General features: G+C 55.4%; 10 protein-coding genes. 9 read left to right on the top strand and 1 reads right to left on the bottom strand.

The window, feature by feature from the left end; all coding sequences use genetic code 11:
- Positions 1-2: 2 nt before the first annotated feature.
- From OEU85_RS01785 to OEU85_RS01775, 3 genes are all read left to right on the top strand, one after another.
- Positions 3-1,154 carry an efflux RND transporter periplasmic adaptor subunit gene (locus OEU85_RS01785; RefSeq protein WP_262689722.1) on the top strand — a complete coding sequence of 384 codons (1,152 nt, stop codon included), beginning with the start codon at positions 3-5 and terminating at the stop codon, positions 1,152-1,154.
- A gap of 9 nt (positions 1,155-1,163) precedes the next feature.
- On the top strand, positions 1,164-4,211 hold the full coding sequence (locus tag OEU85_RS01780; RefSeq protein WP_262689721.1) for an efflux RND transporter permease subunit: 3,048 nt from the start codon (positions 1,164-1,166) through the stop codon (positions 4,209-4,211).
- Between the two features lie 182 nt (positions 4,212-4,393).
- Complete coding sequence (locus OEU85_RS01775) at positions 4,394-7,213, top strand: phosphoenolpyruvate carboxylase (protein ID WP_262689720.1); 2,820 nt, start codon at positions 4,394-4,396, stop codon at positions 7,211-7,213.
- 6 nt (positions 7,214-7,219) lie between these two features.
- On the opposite strand, the gene OEU85_RS01770 is transcribed toward OEU85_RS01775, so the two are convergent.
- Complete coding sequence (locus tag OEU85_RS01770) at positions 7,220-8,254, bottom strand: LacI family DNA-binding transcriptional regulator (protein WP_262689719.1); 1,035 nt, start codon at positions 8,252-8,254, stop codon at positions 7,220-7,222.
- 474 nt (positions 8,255-8,728) lie between these two features.
- On the opposite strand from OEU85_RS01770, the gene glk reads away from it, so the two are divergent.
- The 6 genes from glk (at position 8,729) to OEU85_RS01740 (ending at position 18,814) form a co-directional block, all read left to right on the top strand.
- Positions 8,729-9,718, top strand: a complete 990-nt coding sequence (glk, locus tag OEU85_RS01765; RefSeq protein ID WP_262689718.1) for a glucokinase — start codon at positions 8,729-8,731, stop codon at positions 9,716-9,718.
- 112 nt (positions 9,719-9,830) lie between these two features.
- On the top strand, positions 9,831-12,392 hold the full coding sequence (locus tag OEU85_RS01760; protein ID WP_262689717.1) for a TonB-dependent receptor: 2,562 nt from the start codon (positions 9,831-9,833) through the stop codon (positions 12,390-12,392).
- A gap of 95 nt (positions 12,393-12,487) precedes the next feature.
- Positions 12,488-13,198 carry a SapC family protein gene (locus tag OEU85_RS01755; RefSeq protein WP_262689716.1) on the top strand — a complete coding sequence of 237 codons (711 nt, stop codon included), beginning with the start codon at positions 12,488-12,490 and terminating at the stop codon, positions 13,196-13,198.
- Positions 13,199-13,216: 18 nt separating this feature from the next.
- A complete protein-coding gene (locus OEU85_RS01750; RefSeq protein WP_262689715.1) occupies positions 13,217-14,800 on the top strand; it encodes a tryptophan halogenase family protein in 1,584 nt (527 codons plus the stop codon).
- Positions 14,801-14,808: 8 nt separating this feature from the next.
- A complete protein-coding gene (locus tag OEU85_RS01745) occupies positions 14,809-16,323 on the top strand; it encodes a tryptophan halogenase family protein (protein ID WP_262689714.1) in 1,515 nt (504 codons plus the stop codon).
- Positions 16,324-16,501: 178 nt separating this feature from the next.
- A complete protein-coding gene (locus OEU85_RS01740; protein ID WP_262689713.1) occupies positions 16,502-18,814 on the top strand; it encodes a beta-N-acetylhexosaminidase in 2,313 nt (770 codons plus the stop codon).
- The last annotated feature ends 68 nt before the right edge of the window (positions 18,815-18,882 follow it).

The raw sequence follows: 18,882 nt of genomic DNA, 5'->3' as shown, positions 1-18,882 counted from the left end.
ACATGACTTTCCTGTCCGTCCGCCGTCCTGGTCGCCTCGCGGCGATACTCTTTCCCATGCTGTTTCTTGTGGCGTGTGGCGACAGCAAACAGGCGGATAAAGAAGAGCCCATTCGGGGCCTGAAGGTTTTTGAGGTGCGCGAAACTGCCGACAATATGGTGCGTCGGTATCCCAGTGTGATTGTGCCCGCAGATGAAAGTCGGTTGTCGTTTGAGATCGGGGGGCAACTAACAGAAGTCACCCTTGAAGTGGGGCGGAAGGTTCAAGCTGGGCAGGTGTTGCTGACGCTTGACCCAACGACCTTGACCTTTGAGGCGCAGCAGGCGCAAGCCGCGCTCGAACAGGCCAATGCAAGCCTGTCAAGCGCTCGCCAGGACTATGAGCGCAAAGCGCAGTTGATGCAGTCTGGCAACGTAACGCGCGCGGCATTTGACGCCGCTGAAAGCAATCTGAAAAGTGCAAAGGCGCAGGTGGAGCAAGCCCGTCAGCAGTTAGCCATCGCTCATGAAAGACTGCAGAAATCCACGCTCAAGGCGCCCTTTGATGGCGTTATATCAAGCGTGGACGTGAAGTCCTTTGCCAACGTGTCACCAGGGCAATCTGTGTTGATGCTTTATAGCCAGAATGCTTTCGAGGTGGAATTCAGCGTACCGGCAACGGTCATCAACGCACTTTCGACGGGCGATTCTGCACGGGTTGTAGTGACAGACCTCGAGGACGTCAGCCTCAAGGGGCGCATCAAGGAACTGGGGTCACGCGCAGGGCAGGTGTCGGCCTTCCCTGCGGTGGTCATTCTTGAAGAGGAGCATCCCGGCGTGAAAGCTGGCATGGCCGCCGAAATTGCGCTTGATGTGGGTTTGCTTACCGGAGACGAGGGGTTTCTCGTACCGGTACGCTGTTTCGCGCTGGAGCAATCCGAAGCCTTGCAGCGCGGAGAGAGTGTGCGCCATACAAATGGCGGTAATGCACAGGTTTATGTCTTTGACGAAGCGTCCTCGACCGTGCAGGCCCGCACAGTGCGCACAGCGGGTGTGCGGGATAATATGATTATCGTCACCGAAGGGCTGAAGGCAGGCGATGTGATTGCAGCGGCGGGTGTGTCGTACCTTCATGACGGGCAGAAGGTACGGCGTTTGAAAGCATCCAACAAATAAGGGCAGGCCATGAATTTCCTCACCAAACTGGGGCTTGGTCGTAGCCGCTTTACCCTTCTTCTGATGGCGGCCCTCGTGTTGAGCGGGCTGCTTCTCTACAAGGACTTCGCAAAACGGGAAGCCCCTGAAATCACAATTCGCACCGCGATCGTCTCTGCGCTGTATCCAGGTATGCCGCCGAAGCGGATTGAAAACCTTGTTACTGAAAGGGTGGAGCGCAAGATACGCGAGATAGCCGAAGTGAAGGAGATCCGTACGATCCTGACCACCGGGCGGATGCGGAGTTATGTCGAACTCAAGGACGGCGTCAACGATCTTGAACCGGTCTGGCAGTCTTTGAGGGACAAGATGTCGGAGATCAGCCGTGATTTGCCTGACGGTGCCATGGGGCCATTTGTGAATACCGATTTTGGCGAGGTCACTATCGCCAGTATTGCGATGACGGCAGAAGGCTTTTCATATCGGGAGATGGAAGAGAGCGCCAAGGATATGCAGCGCTCGCTATATACTGTGGACGGCATCTCCAAGGTTGAACTCTTTGGTGTGCAGGAGGAGCGTATCTGGCTAGAGCTGGACGCGCGGCGGTTCAAGGCCATCGGCGGCCAGCTCAATACGTTGATCAGCGACCTGCAGAACCAGAATATTGTGCTGCCGGCAGGTGAGATTAATGCGGAGGGGGCGTCGATCCTGTTGGAAGCGACGGGCGATTTCAAAAGCGTGGCTGACATTGAAAATATGCTTACACGGTCGGTCGGCAGCGATAATTTTATTCGGCTGAAAGACCTGTTGAAGGTCAGACGAGGTTACGTCTCGCCCCCGGAAAGCCGGGTCTATTATAATGGCCGGCCTGCACTGGTGCTCGGTGTACAGATGCAGCCAGGGTATGATATTGAAAATGTAGGCGACCGGATGACCGAGGCCATGCGGGGCTTTGAGATGACTTTGCCGATCGGTTATGAACTTGAGTATGCGACCTATCAGCCGGAGGAGGTTTCCAAAACGGTTGCGGGCGCGCTCTCAAATGTCGGGCAGACGTTTGTTGTCGTTCTGGTGGTCGTGCTGATATTCCTCGGTCTGCGGTCGGGCATGGTAATCGCATCTATTGTGCCTTTTGCGGTGATGTTCGCGCTTATCGGAATGAAAGCGCTCAATATTGCACTTGAGCAGGTGTCGATTGCCGCTGTGATTATATCGCTTGGCTTGCTGGTAGATAATGGCGTTGTGATTGTTGAGGATATCCTGAGCCGCGTGGACCGAGGCAGTAAGCGCCGAACAGCCGCGCTGGCGGCGGGAGGCCAGTATGCGGTACCGCTTCTCGTTTCGTCGCTGACAACCATCTTCGCGTTCACTCCCTTCTTTTTGATTGATGGTTCCGAGGGGGAATATGCCTTCTCGCTGGGGGCGGTACTTGCGCTGACTCTTATCGGTTCATGGGTCACAGCCATGTTTTTCCTGCCGCTCATTTGTGCGCGCGTGTTGCGCAAACGCACGGAAGGTAAAGAAGGCGAAGAAATAACCGGCGAGGATCATACACCCCGATATGTAAGGCGTTATCAGGAACTTCTGGCGCCATGCCTGCGCGCGGCCGCTCTGGTTGTGATTGGAGCCTATGGGCTTGTGATTGTTACCGGCCAGCTTTTTGCGACCCTGCCCAAAGAGATGTTCCCGGTCAGTGACCGTAATGAAGTGCTGATTTATCTGGATATGCCCAAAAGCGCGCATTTTGAAGCAACCGAGCGGGTGGCGCTTGACGTGTCCAACTGGATATCAGATGCGCAGGTCAATCCTGAGGTCAAAGACCACATCATCTATATTGGGGAGGGCGGTCCCAGGTTTTACCTCAGCCTCAATCCGGTGGACCCTTCACCGTCAAAGGCGTTTATTCTGGTCAATGCCAAATCACCGGAAGAAGCCCAAGCATTTGGGTCGCGGGCGAAAAAATACTTTTATGAACAGGTGCCGGACGCGCGATTTACCATCAAGCGCCTTGCGATGGGAGCCAGTGAATCTGGTCAGGTGAAGATCGAAATTTCAGGCCCCGAACATGAGCCCCTTCTGCTCGCTGGGCGCGAAGTTGTACGCATCTTTGCGGATGTACCTAGTGTCGTACAAAACGAAAGCGATTGGGGTGAGAAACTCGTTAAAATGGTGATCGAGGTCGACCAGGACAAAGCCCGCCGTCTCAATATGTCGTCGCAAACGCTGGCACAGAACCTGAACGCCTATTTTGACGGCTTCGAAGTATCGAACTTCCGTGATGAAGACAGCACTATCCCGATTGTGTTGCGGGCGCTGGAGCGGGACCGGGACAGCCTTGAAGATTTGCTCAATATTATCCTGCCGGGGGACAACGATGTGGTGGCTCTTGAGCAAACTGCGGTGCTAAGACCGTCACTCGAGTATTCGCAAACATGGCGAAAAAACCAGCGACCAACAATTACGGTCACTGCCAAAAGTACCGATTTCACTGCTTCGGAGCTTTATGATCAGGTAAAAGCGCAAGTCAACGCGCTGCAGCTCGGTGAAGGCTACGACATTGTTGTCGCGGGTGAATTGAAAGATTCTGCAGAGATATATGGCAAGCTTGGCGCCGGGCTGCCGTTTGCTCTGCTTCTGATGATCCTTGTGGTAATGTACCAGTTCAACAGCTACCGCCGCATCGCCATCATTTTCATGAGTGTCCCGCTGGTGCTTGTCGGGGTCCCGGCTGGGCTTATGATCACGGGGCAGCCTATGTCATTCTTCGCGATGCTTGGGCTCATCAGTCTGGCGGGTATTATCATCAATAATGCGATCGTGCTTGTGGACCAGATTGACATTGAACGGCAGGAGTGCCGCTTGATGGATGCAATCATACGCGCGAGTGGACAACGCATGAGGCCTATTTTGTTAACCTCCATCACCACGGTGGTGGGTTTGTTGCCGCTTTATCTTTTTGGAGGCCCGCTTTGGGAGCCGCTAGCAGTTGTCATGATGTCCGGGCTTGCAGTGGCTTCTGTGCTCACACTGTTTTTTGTGCCGGCGACTTATATGTTATTCTTCCGGGCACAGAATTGACGAATCGTAGAATATAGCTGTGCAGACAGCAATTTATTCCAATGTTTGTAATAAAATATGCCAAACTGGGGCGTATAGAGACATTTTATTAGGTGACAATGCTGCTGGTTCTGGTAAAACAGCGCCAAATTGACAGCGATGTCACGAGTTCATCGCTTAAAATACAAAAAGAGGGACTGCTTATGTTTGACCATCCTGGCCAAGGAAAAAGCGAAGCGCGGCGACAGCACCTGGCTGCCGCATTTGATATTGCTGCGGGACTTATGGATGGAAAACACGACCTGGATACGTTGGCGAAAGACCTCGCAGCCAGGGGAAAGCGCTGCCTTGACGGCAGGCTTGGTGCTCTTTCAAACCAGTGGACCACCATCTCGCGCAGCGAAAACGAGGGCCGACTTGCCGCGCTTGTGCAAGGGTTTGCTGACGATGGTGACGGCGGCACGATCCCGTTTGAAGACTTCAGCGCGCTGCTTGAAGATGAGCTGGCGGGCCTGGTCATCACCGCGCACCCGACCTTTTCCTTGTCGGACAGTGCCTGGACCTATGCGCGATCATACCTCGGTGCGGTCGCTGGCGGCGCGGATGCTGTTGCCGCAGCAACAGAAAACCTTGATGTCGACACCGTGCATCCAACCCGGTCCCCCACGCTCCATGAGGAGCTGGAATATGCCCGCATCGCAGTCGGCAACATCCGCCGCGCGATCCGCCGGTTTTATACCATCGTGTTCAAGGAAGCGGCGAAACTTTATCCAGAGGACTATAAATCTCTCCGCCCGCGCCTCGCGACGGTGGCCAGTTGGGTTGGCTTTGATCTTGATGGCCGTACCGATATTGATTGGTCGCTCGGCCTGTTGTTTCGTTACCGGTCTGCACTGCATGGCCTTGGCGAATGTCTTGCTCTTGCCAACAGCACGGAATTCACTGGCGAAGCGGGTAACTGTTGGGCGACCATTCGCTCCGGTTTTGAAGACCTGCGGTCTTGTTTTGAGATGGGTGCACGCACGCTCGAGGAACATCAGGCGTCCGGCTCCAGCCTCGGCAAGCTAAACCAGTTGGCGGTGGAGAACCGCTCCCGCAAGGAAGCGGCTGCCGGTCGTATTGGTGAAGCGTTTGAGAAATTGCTGGCGCTTGATGTTCCACATGACAGCTGGTGTGCGGCGGCGACGCTCTATACCGAATGGCGGTCCATCGGGCTTGGTTTATCGCACATTCATTTCCGGCTTAATGCAGCCCAATTGCACAATGCCATTGGCCCCGAAATCCAGATGACAAAATCGCCGGACCAGTCCGCGACCCGTCGCCATTTCCTCGCGGCGATTTCCGAGAAACTGGACAAGGTTAAAGCAAAGACAGTCCATTACGGTACGCTGTCACGTGAACAGACGACCGCCAAGCGTGTGTTCATGACCGCAGCGCAGTTCATGAAGCATTTTGATGCCGCGACGCGCATCCGCATGCTGGTGGCGGAATCGGATACACCTTTCACTCTGCTGACGGCGTTATATTACGCCAAGCTGTTTGGCGTGGAAGACCATGTGGAAATTTCGCCGCTTTTTGAGACCGCCATCGGGCTCGAACGGGGTGACCGTGTTATTGCCGAACTGGTGGATAACCCGCATTTCCTTGAATACATCAAGAAGCAGGGGCGTTTCTGCCTGCAGCTCGGTTTCTCCGACAGTGGCCGTTATATCGGGCAGCCTGCGGCAACACTTGCGATTGAGCGCTTCAAGCTACGTGTGATCCGGCTTTGGAAGGCGCGCGGCCTTGGTGACGTGCAGCTGCTGTTCTTTGACACGCATGGCGAGAGCATGGGCCGGGGCGCGTACCCGGAAAGCCTGAAGAAGCGTTTCCTCTATACCCAGCCACCGCGCGTGCGCCAGTGGCTGGCGGAACTGGAGCAACCGGAGAAGCATGAGGTCAGCTTCCAGGGCGGAGAGGGCTTCCTATGGTTTCTGGCGGAAGACACCGCACTTGCGACCCTCACCGATTTTCTGGAGGTTCGCTTTGGGAAATATAGTGCGGACGATGATCCATTTTATGAGCAGAAGGGCTGGTCGCTGGACTTTTTCCTGACCCTTGTGGAGTACCAGAAACACCTGACAGACCACAAAGGTTATGTGCGGCTGATTGATGGCATAGGCCGAAGCCTGCTGTATCCCACGGGGTCCCGTTCGCTGCGCCGTCAGGCAGGGGGGGCGGTGCATCAGCGGCTGGAGCGTATTTCACAAATCCGAGCCATTCCGCACAATGCTGTGCTTCAACAACTTGGGTATCTTGCCAACAGCTGTGCCGGCCTTGGCACTGCAATTGCCCGCTCACCAGACATGTTTGAGGCGCTGCATGCCAAGTCTGATCGTTTGCAGATGGTCACGAACCTTGCCGTGAATGCGCTTGCGCGTTCCGATGTTGGTGTGATTGAGGCATATGCCAAGCTTTTGAGCCCCGGCTATTGGCTGGACCGGTCCGACGAGACGCCTGCACCCGCGCGCCGCGAACAGTTGCGCCGTTTGTCGAAACTTCTGGAAGATCTGTTTGAAGCTGACGAGGTGGATGCCTGTATTCGTAAGCTGCGGCGCGATGCGGGTACCTTGACGGACTGTATATCGGACGATGCGATGACAGCAGCCTTTGATGCAGGTGCACCGGACGCGGAACTGTTTGAACTGCACCAGATACGGATTGGCCTGATTCAGTATATCTATCTCAAGGCGATGGAAATTCCGCGGTTCAGTACACGGTTTGACTTCTCCCTTGAGGAGTTGCTTGTTGAGCTGCTGCACCTTGAAGTGCCGGACACGGTGGCACAACTGCGCAAGATTTTCCCCGAAGCTCCGTTCGAAAGCCATGACGAAGTTTATGGTGAGGAGACGACCTACGAAGGCGGGGTATCGTCGGGCTACGCGGCCGCACACCGGGAGATATTCGACAAGCTTGAGCTTGCCTATACGCTGGTGCTGGAGATCAGTGGCCTGATTGCACTTAAAGCCGGTGCTTTTGGCTAAATAAGCTCAGCGCGCTTCCGCATCGGTGGAGGCGCGCGCGATCAGCTCCGGGATAAATTCGCTTTTGCGGTCGTTGTTCCCATCCGTCATTGCCTGCGGTCGCAATTCAGATACCAGCAACATCATCGCCTGTTTGGCGATATCGCCAATGGATTGCGCCGCTGTGGTGAGCGGCGGCTGAGCCTGCTTTGAAAAGGGGCTGTTCTCGAAGCCTGCTATGGCGACATCACCCGGCACATTGAGCCCTAACGACTTTGCGGCGGCCAGGGCGCCGGCTGCGATCTCATCATTACAGCCAAAAATTGCGGTGGGGCGTGTATCACCGCTCAAAAGCGCCGTTGCGCGTTGGAAGCCGCTATCAAAACTGTAAGACCCTTCAAGCACCATATCATCTCGCACGGGAACGCCATGTTCCTCGAGGGCCTTGCGGTAGCCTTTAAAGCGTTCGCCGCTTGAGTGGTGTTCTTCTTCCCCCAGCAAGAACGCAATATTGCTATGGCCCTTGTTGATCAGGTGGTCGGCCACGGCAAAGGCCGCTGCGCGGTCATTGACGTACACGCAAGGTGAGGCGCCTGCCGGGGCACTTGAAGCCGACACGATACGGACAAAATGGATACCACGCTCATAAAGGGCGTCTGTTACCCGGTCATCTTCCGAGATAGGCGGGGCGATGACAAGCCCGGCCAAACGAGAATTGCGGACAAGATCAGACAGTTCTTCAACAATATCGCCGGTTTCCGCGTCACAGGGATGGATTTGCAGGCTGTAGCCCAACTCACGGCAAGCCTGCAGGACACCTTCTTGCACGTCGACAACATAATATGGGTTAGGGTTGTCGTAGACGAGACCAACCGCATACGACTTGTTGCCACGCAGGTTGCGGGCGGACATGTCCGGCTGGTAGCGAAGCTCCTCAATTGCCTCGAGCACTTTCTTGCGTGTTGCTTCCTTGACGGTGGGCTCGTTGTTGATAACGCGGGAGACAGTCTTAAGCGAGACTTCCGCAACCCGTGCAACGTCTTTGATGGTGGCTTTGCTCAAGAAGCACCCCTGATGGCTGGGGCCGAATGTAGCGGCCGCTGAGATAAACTTGCACCGGGCAGGCGGAGCCCGATTCTCCCTTGAAAATAATGTGAAACCTTTATGGCTCCTGGGGGTGAACTAGTCAACGTTGTCATGTTGACGCCGAAGTCAGGATTTCTGGAAACAGCTAATTTTCAAGCACTTAAGATGATAACGATGTCATTAAAAATGACAACGTGAACATTTTTTTAAATTTTTGTTGGACAACGTTGTCATTTTGTCTCTTACTCAAGCTAGCTCTTTGTGGCGTTTCCTATGGGCCGGATGCCAAACTTCCGCCCTGCCCTTCCGGGGGTGGAAGTTTGATCCGGCACACAAGACAGGGGGACAAAACATGAGAGCAGCGTTTCTTTACTCGGAAAAAAGCCTGGGGAGGGTATGTGTTTGAGTATCTGTTTAAATATATCCGACGCGGATGCATGGAGGTGGGGCATGGCTGAAACAGCTCCTGTCATCGCGGCTGATATTGGAGGAACCCACTCCAGGCTTAGCCTTATCTCGCGCGCTGACCGTACAGCGCAGCCGCTAAATGTGCGCAAATATCACAAGTTTAAAAATGCCGACTATGGTGGGCTTATCGAGATTCTTGATGAATTCCTGACCGGTGTTGATTGTAAAAATATCCGGGCGGCTGCAATTGCGAGCGCCGGGTATTTTATTGGTGACGATCTGGTCGCTGCGAACCTGCCATGGCGTGTATCGCTTGCAGACATCCGCGCCCGCCTTGGCCTGAATGCCATTTGCGGCATCAATGATTTTGTGGCGGTGGCGTATGGCACGCTTTACCTCAACCCGGCGGACGTTGTGGTCTTGAACCGCCGCGCGGTCCGGCCTGAGCAGGGCGCTGTCGCTGTCCTGGGACCAGGGACGGGGCTGGGTGCATCGGTGTTGCTGCAAGGCGCATCGGGGCCGGTCGCGCTTAACACCGAGGCTGGACAGTCGGGCCTGAGCCCCGAGACAGACCTTGAACTCGAAATCTTCAAACTGCTTCGTGCGCAGCATGGCTTTGTGCCGGTTGAGAAAGTGCTGTCGGGCCCAGGGTTGTTGAATATCTATAACGCACTGGCAACGATTAATGACCGCGCGACAACCCTGTCATCGCCGGAAGCCATATCGGAAGCAGCGTTGGATAAAAGTGATGCGGCAGCCGCGGAGGCGCTTTCACTCTTTTGCGAAATGCTTGGCAGTGCGGCAGGCAACTTTGCGCTTTCATATGGCGCACGCGGCGGCATGTATCTCGCCGGAGGTATACTGCCAAAAATCAGAGATTTCCTCATTGAGAGCCGATTTATGGATCGCTTCACCGCGAAAGGAGACATGCGTCCCTTTCTTGAGGCGATCCCCGTCAACCTCATTGAGCACGGCCAGCTGGGCGTCATTGGCGCAGCTGGCTGGTACATGGATTCACTAAGTAGCAACTGATGCACGGGGGTGCTCAGGGCTCTTGGATGAGTGGGTAACAAGTAAAGCGATTGTGGCAGGCACCGGTAATGGGAGCGGGCTTGCCCGATAAAGTGGGAACCAGGAGGAAAACATGCGAACAGGTAAAAAAATATTCTACCGCTCGGTCAGTGCATTGGCCGTGTTGGGCAGCGCCACCACAGCGTTTGCTCAGGATCAGGCTTCCAGTGGCTCAATGGATGAGTTTGAAGAGATTGTCGTTACCGGCATTCGGGGCTCGCTCCAGCAGAGCCTGGCTATGAAGCGCAACAACAATGCAATCGTTGATGCGATCTCGTCTGAGGACATCGGTAAATTTCCCGACAAAAACGTGGCTGAATCGCTTCAGCGCGTGCCGGGGGTTACCATCCAGCGACAATTTGGCGAGGGCGCGGCGGTGTCGATCCGTGGTGCGGGTAACGAGCTGACGCTCACCACCCTGAACGGGCAGAATGTGGCCTCAACGGGCTGGTTCGTGCTTGAGCCAGCGAAGCGCAGCTTCAACTATGAACTGCTGCCATCTGAACTCGTTGGCAACATCGAAGTTTATAAAAGCTCACAGGCTGATCTCGCTGAAGGCGGTGTCGGCGGTACGGTTGTGATCAACACCCGCAAGCCGCTCGATATGGATTCGCTCAGCGTCTATGGTTCCGTTGAAGGCCAGCACCAGACAGACTCTGACAAGATTGATCCGCAGTTCTCGGGCCTTGTAAGCTGGAAGAACGAAAAAGAAAACTTTGGCCTGATGGTCTCCGGTGTATATCAGCGCCGTCACTTGCAGCGTCAGGGCAACGAAGCGTTCTGGGAATGGGGCGCAGGCCCTGTGGCATTTGAGCAGGATCGCCGTCGTTCTGCCATTACAGCGACAGCTCAATTCCGCCCGACAGAGAATCTCGATATCGTCGCCAACTACATGGACATGAAGATGCGCGCCGATAACACCAACTATGCGCTGTGGCTGACGCAAGGAAATACGTCCTGGTCGGGTGTCGATGTGCCTGATAACTGCCTGCAGAACGGCACACCGGTTTGCGGCCCGATCGGACTTGCGTATTATCAAGCGCGTCCGCGTGAAGCGACAATGAATTCTAGCGTTTATGACGTGACGGCGACCTATGCTGGTGATGGCTATCAGCTTGAACTGCAGGGCGGTCACACGACATCGACTGGCGGTACAGACTTTGAGATGGTGGTTGATGACGGTTCTGGCGGCGCGCCGGTACCGGGCGGCACCTATGATTTCACGAATGGTGAACAGACGTGGGACACAAACGGCTTCGATATTTCAAGCTATGATCCCGGCAGCCTGACCATGGGCATTGGGCCAAACTTCAACCGCACGCCAAAAACCGATCAGGAGACATACGCGCAGGCAGACCTTGAGTTTGATGTGGACTTTGGACTGGTGAAGTCAATCAAGACCGGCCTGAAATACGCGGATCATAATTCCACGAGCCGCCGCTTTGAGTATATTCAGGCCGCAGGCTTCAACCCAACTATTTCTACAGATGGATTGATCCTTGGCACCATGGATATTGGCGCGGGTGATTATCAGATGCTGCAGATTGACGCCGATGCACTGAAGGATTGGGCAAAGGCGAGCATCACCGGTGAAAACGAAGACCTCGGTGCCTATAGCGAGATCGACGAGATCAACATCTCGGCATATGCCATGGCTGCGTTTGAAGGTGATGGCTTCCGCGGTAACTTTGGTGTTCGTTACGCGCACACCGATGCGACCTCTACATACTATCTGGATGGTGTACAGACCGAGGCTGAAGCCAGCTATTCGGAAATCCTGCCAAGCTTCAACATTGCGATTGACCTGGCTGATGATGTGATCCTCCGTGGTTCGGCGGCGCGCACGATGGCACGGCCACAGTATGTGGATATGTATGTGAACCCGAACGTGACAGGTTCCAACGATGACCTGCCGAACAACCAGTTCTGGATTGTTGGCAACGTGGGTCTGAAGCCGTTTGTCGCCAACCAGTTTGATCTGGGTGTCGAATGGTACTTCGCTGAAGGCTCGCTCTTCTCCGTGGGTGTGTTCATGAAAGATGTGAAGAACTTCGTGAACTTCACGGAATATCATGCAAATGCAGGCCAAATACCGTTTGACCTGCCAGCGGAAGAGGCCGCTAACGGCTGGACCGTGCAGGAAAAGATCAACGGCAAGGCTGCGACGATCAAAGGCTTTGAAGCCCAGTTCCAGCAGGATTTCCAGAACGGCTTTGGTGCGATCCTGAACTATACGTTCACGGATACCTCGACCGATGCGGACACCTTTGTTGATGGCAACCCGTATCTTAGCGATAGCTCGAAGCACTCCTACAACGTCACGGGGTATTATGAGGGCGAGAACTTCCAGGTGCGTACGTCCTACAACTGGCGTTCCAGCTATATGCTCCGGGAATCCGGCTCTTACGGTAACCGTCTGCACAAACCATATGGCAGCCTTGATATGAGCGCGTCCTATTTCATCACGGACCAGATCTCTCTGAACCTTGATGTTGTGAATCTTCTTGAAGACCGCTCGAAGCAGTTCGGTAACAATGTGACGCCGACACCGAACAGTGGCTTCACAGGCGGTTTCCCGCTTTATGAGTTTGAGATGGCACGGCGGGTGACACTGGGCGTCAGCTTCAAGCTCTAGGCGTAAACCAAAGAAAAAGGGGAGATATGCTCCCCTTTTTCTCCCAAGCAGTATAAGTTGGCTGATCAATTTTAATTCTAATATGGGAGCGACTAGTGGCGCGCATTGTACCTTTGCATCCTGATCAGCACAGCAAACTGAAAGTTAAGGACGGGGCTGAATTCAACCTTGTCGAAGCCGAGCATATTATCCCGCTCGTAGTGCATGAATTTGTGGCGGCCGCCACGGACATGCCGATTGTTTTTGTCAAAAATTCCGATACCGGCCAGTTTCAGGCCGTTGCCATGCTGGGCGTGAAACCGGGTGAAAATGTTTATGTGAATGACGGCAAGTGGCTGGGCATGTATGTGCCAGCGATCCTGAGCCAGGCACCTTTCCGCCTGATGCCCAACAGCCATAACCAGGATCAGTTGATGCTGGCCATCAACGAGGAAAGCGAGCTCGCTTCTTCCGGCGAGGGGGAGCTTTTGTTCGGCGATGATGGTGAGCCGACCGAGTATCTCAAAAAGCGTCAGAAGGGTGTGGAGACATTCTTCGAACACAATCAGGTCACGCAGGGCTTTGTCGCGTTGCTGGCAGAGATGGAGCTGCTCGTCGAGCGTACGCTGAACATCGATGTGGATGGCGAGAAGATTAATCTTTCCGGCGTTTACTTCGTTGACGAGGAAAAACTGGGTAGCCTGTCCGACGAAAAGTTTATGGATATCAAGAAGCGTGGCTTCCTGCCTGTGATTTATGCGCACCTTATCTCTTTGAACCAGATTCGCCGCTTGGGACAACTCAAGGCGGACCGCGCGCGAGATTGATGGGGGTTTTGGGCTGATATGGCACATGAGGGCAGCGGGCAAAAAAACATCAAGCATGTGCTTGTCGTTGGTGGTGGCACCGCCGGCTGGTTGACCGCTTGCCACCTTGCCCGTTCCCTGAAGGCAGATACGCCGGACGGGGTGAAGGTCACCCTTATTGAAAGTGCCAATATTCCTACCATTGGTGTGGGTGAAGGCACGGTTCCTGCGATCCGTGCCTCGCTCGAGCATCTTGGTATTCGCGAGACAGACTTTGTGCGCGACTGTGATGTGACGTTCAAACAAAGCATCAAATTTGTAGATTGGCTTCACGCGCCGCGAGCGGGCGAAAGTCATGCCTACCACCATGTGTTTGACTATCCTGACCGCCGCACACTGGACCCCACACCCTATTGGCTGATGGGGGAGGCGAGCAACACGTCCTTTGCGGATGCCGTGTCGGTGCAGGAGTATCTGTGTGAAGGTAACTTTGGCCCGAAGGTGATGACGCACACCGAATATGACGGGGCGGTCAATTACGCTTATCATCTGGATGCCGCCAAGTTCGCTGCCTTCCTGACCAAACATGCCACGGAAAGGCTGGGGGTCGCCCACAAGATCACTAACGTTACGGATGTGAAACTATCAAGGGATGGCGATATATCCGCAGTGATGACAGACAGCGAAGGCGCGCTGGAAGCCGATCTCTTTGTCGACTGCACCGGGTTTGCCTCGCTCCTGATTGAAAAGGCCATGGGGGTCGGTTTCATCCCCAAGGACGATGTGCTTTTTGTGGACCATGCGTTGGCCGCGCAGGTGCCGTACTTGAGCGAAAATGAGCCAATACCGTGCCATACCCTTGCAACGGCCAAGGAAGCCGGATGGATTTGGGATATCGGGCTGTCGGCCCGGCGCGGTACGGGCTATGTCTACAGCGCCCGGCACACGGAGCATGACCGAGCGGAAGAGATTTTGCGAAACTACCTGCGCACGAGCGTGGGTGACATGGCAGACAAGCTTGATTGCCGTCGCATCCCCATGCGGATTGGCTACCGTGAAAAATACTGGGTCAAAAATTGTGTGGCAATCGGGCTTTCGCAGGGTTTTGTGGAACCGCTGGAAGCCACGGGCATCCTGATTTATGACGCAACTGCGCGTATGCTGGCGGAGCAGTTCCCGGCGCACCGGGGGGCGATGGATACACTCGCCACCCGTTTTAATACCCGGGTCCGCAATGCGTGGGACCGGGTGATCGATTTTATCAAGCTGCACTATTGCCTGTCAAAGCGGGATGACAGCCAGTTCTGGCGGGATAACCGCGACAAGGCCAGTATTCCGGACAGCTTGCTTGAAAACCTCGCCGTCTGGCGTGACCAGCCACCCAGCAGCTATGACTTTGCGTCCAAACTCGATGTCTTCAACTTCGATAATTATCTCTATGTACTATACGGCATGGGGTTTGAGACCAACATGGCGCCGCTCAAATCACGTTATCAGGAGGGCGCGGCGTCGCAGGAATACTTCAGCCGCATGCGGTCCTATGCCGAGCATTTGGCATCAGGCCTGTTACCGCACCGCGAGCTTATCGCACGTATCAAACACTATGGGTTGCAGCGAGTTTAGGGGGCTTTATGGACACGCAGAAACCTAAATCACTGGTGATCGTGGGTGGGGGCTCGGCAGGCTGGATGACGGCGGCCTATCTTAACCGCCTGTTCAACCGCGAGCGGCAGAACTTTGACATCACGGTCATTGAAAGCCCGGATATCGGCATCATTGGCGTGGGGGAAGCTACAGTGCACAGTGTGCGCTTCTTTCTCGCTGCCATGGGGCTGGATGAAGAAGAACTGCTGCGGGAAACTAACGGTACACTCAAGACCGGGATATTCTTCCGGAACTGGATGAAACCGCGCGGCGGCAAAACCCACGAGTATTTCCACCCGTTTGAACAGCAGAGGCTTGGCCGGGGCATTGACATTTCAAGCGCCTGGATGGTCGCGGGTCGTGACGCGGTGGAGCGTTACGATGAAGGCGTGAGCTTGAGCGCCACCCTCATCCGCGCGGGGCATGGGCCAAAGGGCCCCAATTCCCCTGCCTATCAGGGGGTGGTGCCCTACGGCTATCATATCGACGCCACCATGCTGGCGCGGTTCCTGCGGCGCAAGGCGGTTGAGGCGGGTGTGAAGCATGTCGAGGCAACGATCACCGATGTCCAGGTTAAGGGCGACAATATCGCAGCGGTCATCGCGGGGAAACAGCGTTTCGAGGGGGCTTTTTTCCTTGATTGCACCGGCTTCCGCGGGCTGTTGATCGACAAGCTGAAGGCGGACAACTGGAACTCGTTCACCGACGCATTGCCATGCAACAAAGCCGTCGCAATCCAGCGCGAGTTGGCGGCGGGGGAGACACCAAAACCCTATACCACGGCAACCGCGCTGTCGAATGGCTGGGCGTGGCAGATTGACCTCACCGGCAGGCAGGGCTCAGGTTACGTCTATGATGGCAACAGGTTGTCAAGCGATGCGGCGGAGGCCGAGTTGCGAGATTTCCTGGGCCCGCAGTCACAAGTGCTGAAATGTACACACCTGAATATGAAGGTGGGGTGCCGGGAAGAATTCTGGGTTGGTAACTGCATTGCCACTGGCCTTGCGGGTGGCTTCATCGAACCGCTTGAATCCACCGGTCTACACCTTATTAATCTGGCGGCAGGGTTGATGGGCACACACTTGCTGGCGGATAGTCCCACACGGGCCAGTCGCGACAGCTTCAACCGCCTGATGCGTGGCTTTTATCAGGATCTCAAGCAGTTCATCGTATTGCACTATTGCCTGACAGACCGGGACGATAGTGACTTCTGGCGTGCCGCGCCAGCAACGGTGAAAGAGGTGCCGTGGCTTGAAGCCCAGCTTGAGGTCTGGCGGCACAAGGTTTGTGAGTTTCATGACCTTGCGGGCAGCTTTTCGACCACGTTTTCAGACGAGAACTACCGCTACATCCTTTACGGCATGCAGCATTATCCGAAGCTGAATTTCTGCATGAGTGACGTGGCGGTAGAAGGGTTGTTTGCGGGGGTCAGGAATATGAGCAAACAGGCGCTGGCGGCGACAATGCCCCACGACGCCTATTTGCAGAAACTGCGAGTTTAGCACCCGCGCGGTGCACCAGGATGGTTGCAGGCTCCGGGCATGACCTCCCACGGGAGCCTGTTTCCAGCCAATCAGTCGAATTTCGGCTGATTATTGGGGAACTGGGCGGTGTAGGACACTGCACCGCCCATTTTTTTATACTGATAGTGAGTTAGGGGCCTTGGGCCGGGGGAAGACGATGAAAATGAAATTGCTGGTAACGGTCGCGGTGTCACTTGTGTTGTCGGGGTTCCTGACTGCCTGCCGCGAGGAGGGCACCGCACAAACTGTACAAGCACCTGCAATTATCCCGGCGCCGGCGCAGCTTGAAACTCGCGAGGGCAGTTTTGAACTGACCGCCAATACCAGCATTTCGGTGCCCGCGGGTGACCAGGTGTTGGCCCGCACAGCAGCATATCTGGCTGACAAATTGCGCACTACGACAGGCCTGACCCTGACGGTTATTGAAGGGGGAGATAACCGCGCGGGCATCCGGTTTGCACGGGCGAGTGGCGCCATGGGAACTGGTGCCTACAATCTTGCGGTTGATGCCAAGGGGGGCATCGTTCAGGCCAGCACGGACGAAGGCTTTTTCTATGGTGCCATGTCGCTTTGGCAACTGGCTGACCCACAGGCGGACGGCACCTTCATGCCGTTCGTGGAGATCACGGACAGCCCACGGCTTGAATGGCGCGGTGCCATGCTGGATGTCAGCCGCCATTTCCGCAGCGTGGACTTTGTGAAAAACTTCATCGACTGGATGGCCGTTCACAAAATGAATGTGTTCCACTGGCACCTGACGGACGATCAGGGCTGGCGGATTGAGATTAAAAAATACCCCAAGCTGACAAGCATCGGTGCATGGCGTGTGCCAGCAGGGGACGCACCGCAGGCGGACATAGATCCCGCCACAGGAGAGCCGCGTCTGTATGGTGGTTTTTATACGCAGGAACAAGTGAAGGACGTGGTGGCCTATGCCGCTGAGCGCTTCGTCACTGTGATGCCGGAGATTGACTTGCCTGGCCACGCATCAGCAGCCGTGGCGGCCTACCCTGAATTCGGGACAGAGCCAGTGGAAGCCGTGGGTTCAGACTGGGGCATCTACTATAGCACCTTCAACCTTGAACCCGCGACAATCACCTTCCTTGAAGATGTGATGGATGAAGTGCTTGCGTTGTTCCCCAGCACATTTGTGCATATCGGCGGGGATGAAGTTGCCACCAGGCAATGGGAAAACTCCGCGCGTATCAAAGAGCGCATGGAAGAACTGGGTATTGAGAATGTGCATGAAGTTCAGCCCTATTTCACCCGTCATTTTGCCAACTACCTCGCCGAGCGTGGCCGTCGTCTGATCGGCTGGGATGAAATCCTCGAAGGCGGCTCAATCGCCGACAGCGCAATCATGTCATGGCGCGGCATCAAGGGCGGCGTGGAAGCGGCGAAGGCGGGCCGTCAGGTTGTGATGGCACCAAGCCCGATTTATTATACCGATTACCGCCAGAGTTACCTGCCGGATGAACCTCCGGGGCGCGACCATGTGCAAACCCTGCAGGACATTTATGAGTTTGATCCGTTTGAAGGCTTGTCAGACGAGGAGGCAAAGGCCGTGCTTGGGGCGCAGGTAACCGTGTTCACGGAGCATATGCGCACCGAAGAGCGTGTTGAAAAAATGGCGTTTCCGCGCGCGCTCGCGCTGGCGGAGCGTGTCTGGTCTCCCGAAGGCGCTAAACCGTTTGATGATTTTGCTCGCCGCCTGATGCCCCATATGGCGCGGTTGAAGGCTATCGGACTGCACCCTGCTGACAGCGCTTATGCGGTGCGTTTTGATGTAAGCCCGGCAACGGGTGGCAAGCATACCGTTACACTTGATACCCAGTCAGGGCAGGGCACCATTCGGTATACGCTGGATGGAGGTGAGCCAAATGCGGCCAGCCCGGTCTACCAGGCACCGTTGGTGCTGGGGGGCGATACGGTGATGCGTGCCGCCAGTTTCTATCAAGGCACAGCCTTGTCACACGTGCGTGAGCAGAAGCTGGACTGGTCCTCCCGCACTTTCCGTAACGAGGATGAACTGGCGCTGTGTTCCGCAGACCTTGCCATCAAGCTGGATGATGATTGGCCGCGAGATGGTGAACGCGCCAACTTCCTGATCGATATCGTCAAACCGTGCTGGGTCTATGAAGCACCGGATATGGCGGGGGTGACCGGGGTCCGGATCAGTGTTGGCAACCTGCCGTATAATTTTCAGATCGGGGATCTGATCAACAAGGTTGAACTGAAGGAGCCGCAAACCGAGGCAGGTGAAATTGTCGTCTTTAAGGATAGCTGTGATAGCGGTATGGAACTGGCGCGCTTGCCCTTGGAAGTGGCGACCAAACACTACGGCGTGACGACACTTGAGGCCCCGCTTGAGGGTGCGGCAGACGCGCAGGCGCTGTGCTTTCAGGTGGCGGCAAGCCACTATGAACCCTTGTGGGCGCTCGACTGGGTGCAATTGACACGCGGCGAATAGGTACGCTTGAGACAATAAAAAGGGTGGCATTTGTCACCCTTTTTGTCTTCGTTGTCGCGGGGATAATG

The sequence above is a fragment of the Kordiimonas aestuarii genome (genome assembly GCF_025574465.1).
In the GTDB taxonomy this organism is placed as follows: domain Bacteria; phylum Pseudomonadota; class Alphaproteobacteria; order Sphingomonadales; family Kordiimonadaceae; genus Kordiimonas; species Kordiimonas aestuarii.
Note: the sequence above shows the minus strand (reverse complement) of the source record. Positions and strands in the feature narration are given on the sequence as shown.

Excerpts from the sequence above, each read along its gene's own strand:
- OEU85_RS01785 (WP_262689722.1), top strand. The coding sequence starts at position 3 with ATGACTTTCCTGTCCGTCCGCCGTCCTGGTCGCCTCGCGGCGATACTC.
- OEU85_RS01780 (WP_262689721.1), top strand. The coding sequence starts at position 1,164 with ATGAATTTCCTCACCAAACTGGGGCTTGGTCGTAGCCGCTTTACCCTT.
- OEU85_RS01775 (WP_262689720.1), top strand. The coding sequence starts at position 4,394 with ATGTTTGACCATCCTGGCCAAGGAAAAAGCGAAGCGCGGCGACAGCAC.
- glk (WP_262689718.1), top strand. The coding sequence starts at position 8,729 with ATGGCTGAAACAGCTCCTGTCATCGCGGCTGATATTGGAGGAACCCAC.
- OEU85_RS01760 (WP_262689717.1), top strand. The coding sequence starts at position 9,831 with ATGCGAACAGGTAAAAAAATATTCTACCGCTCGGTCAGTGCATTGGCC.
- OEU85_RS01750 (WP_262689715.1), top strand. The coding sequence starts at position 13,217 with ATGGCACATGAGGGCAGCGGGCAAAAAAACATCAAGCATGTGCTTGTC.
- OEU85_RS01745 (WP_262689714.1), top strand. The coding sequence starts at position 14,809 with ATGGACACGCAGAAACCTAAATCACTGGTGATCGTGGGTGGGGGCTCG.
- OEU85_RS01740 (WP_262689713.1), top strand. The coding sequence starts at position 16,502 with ATGAAAATGAAATTGCTGGTAACGGTCGCGGTGTCACTTGTGTTGTCG.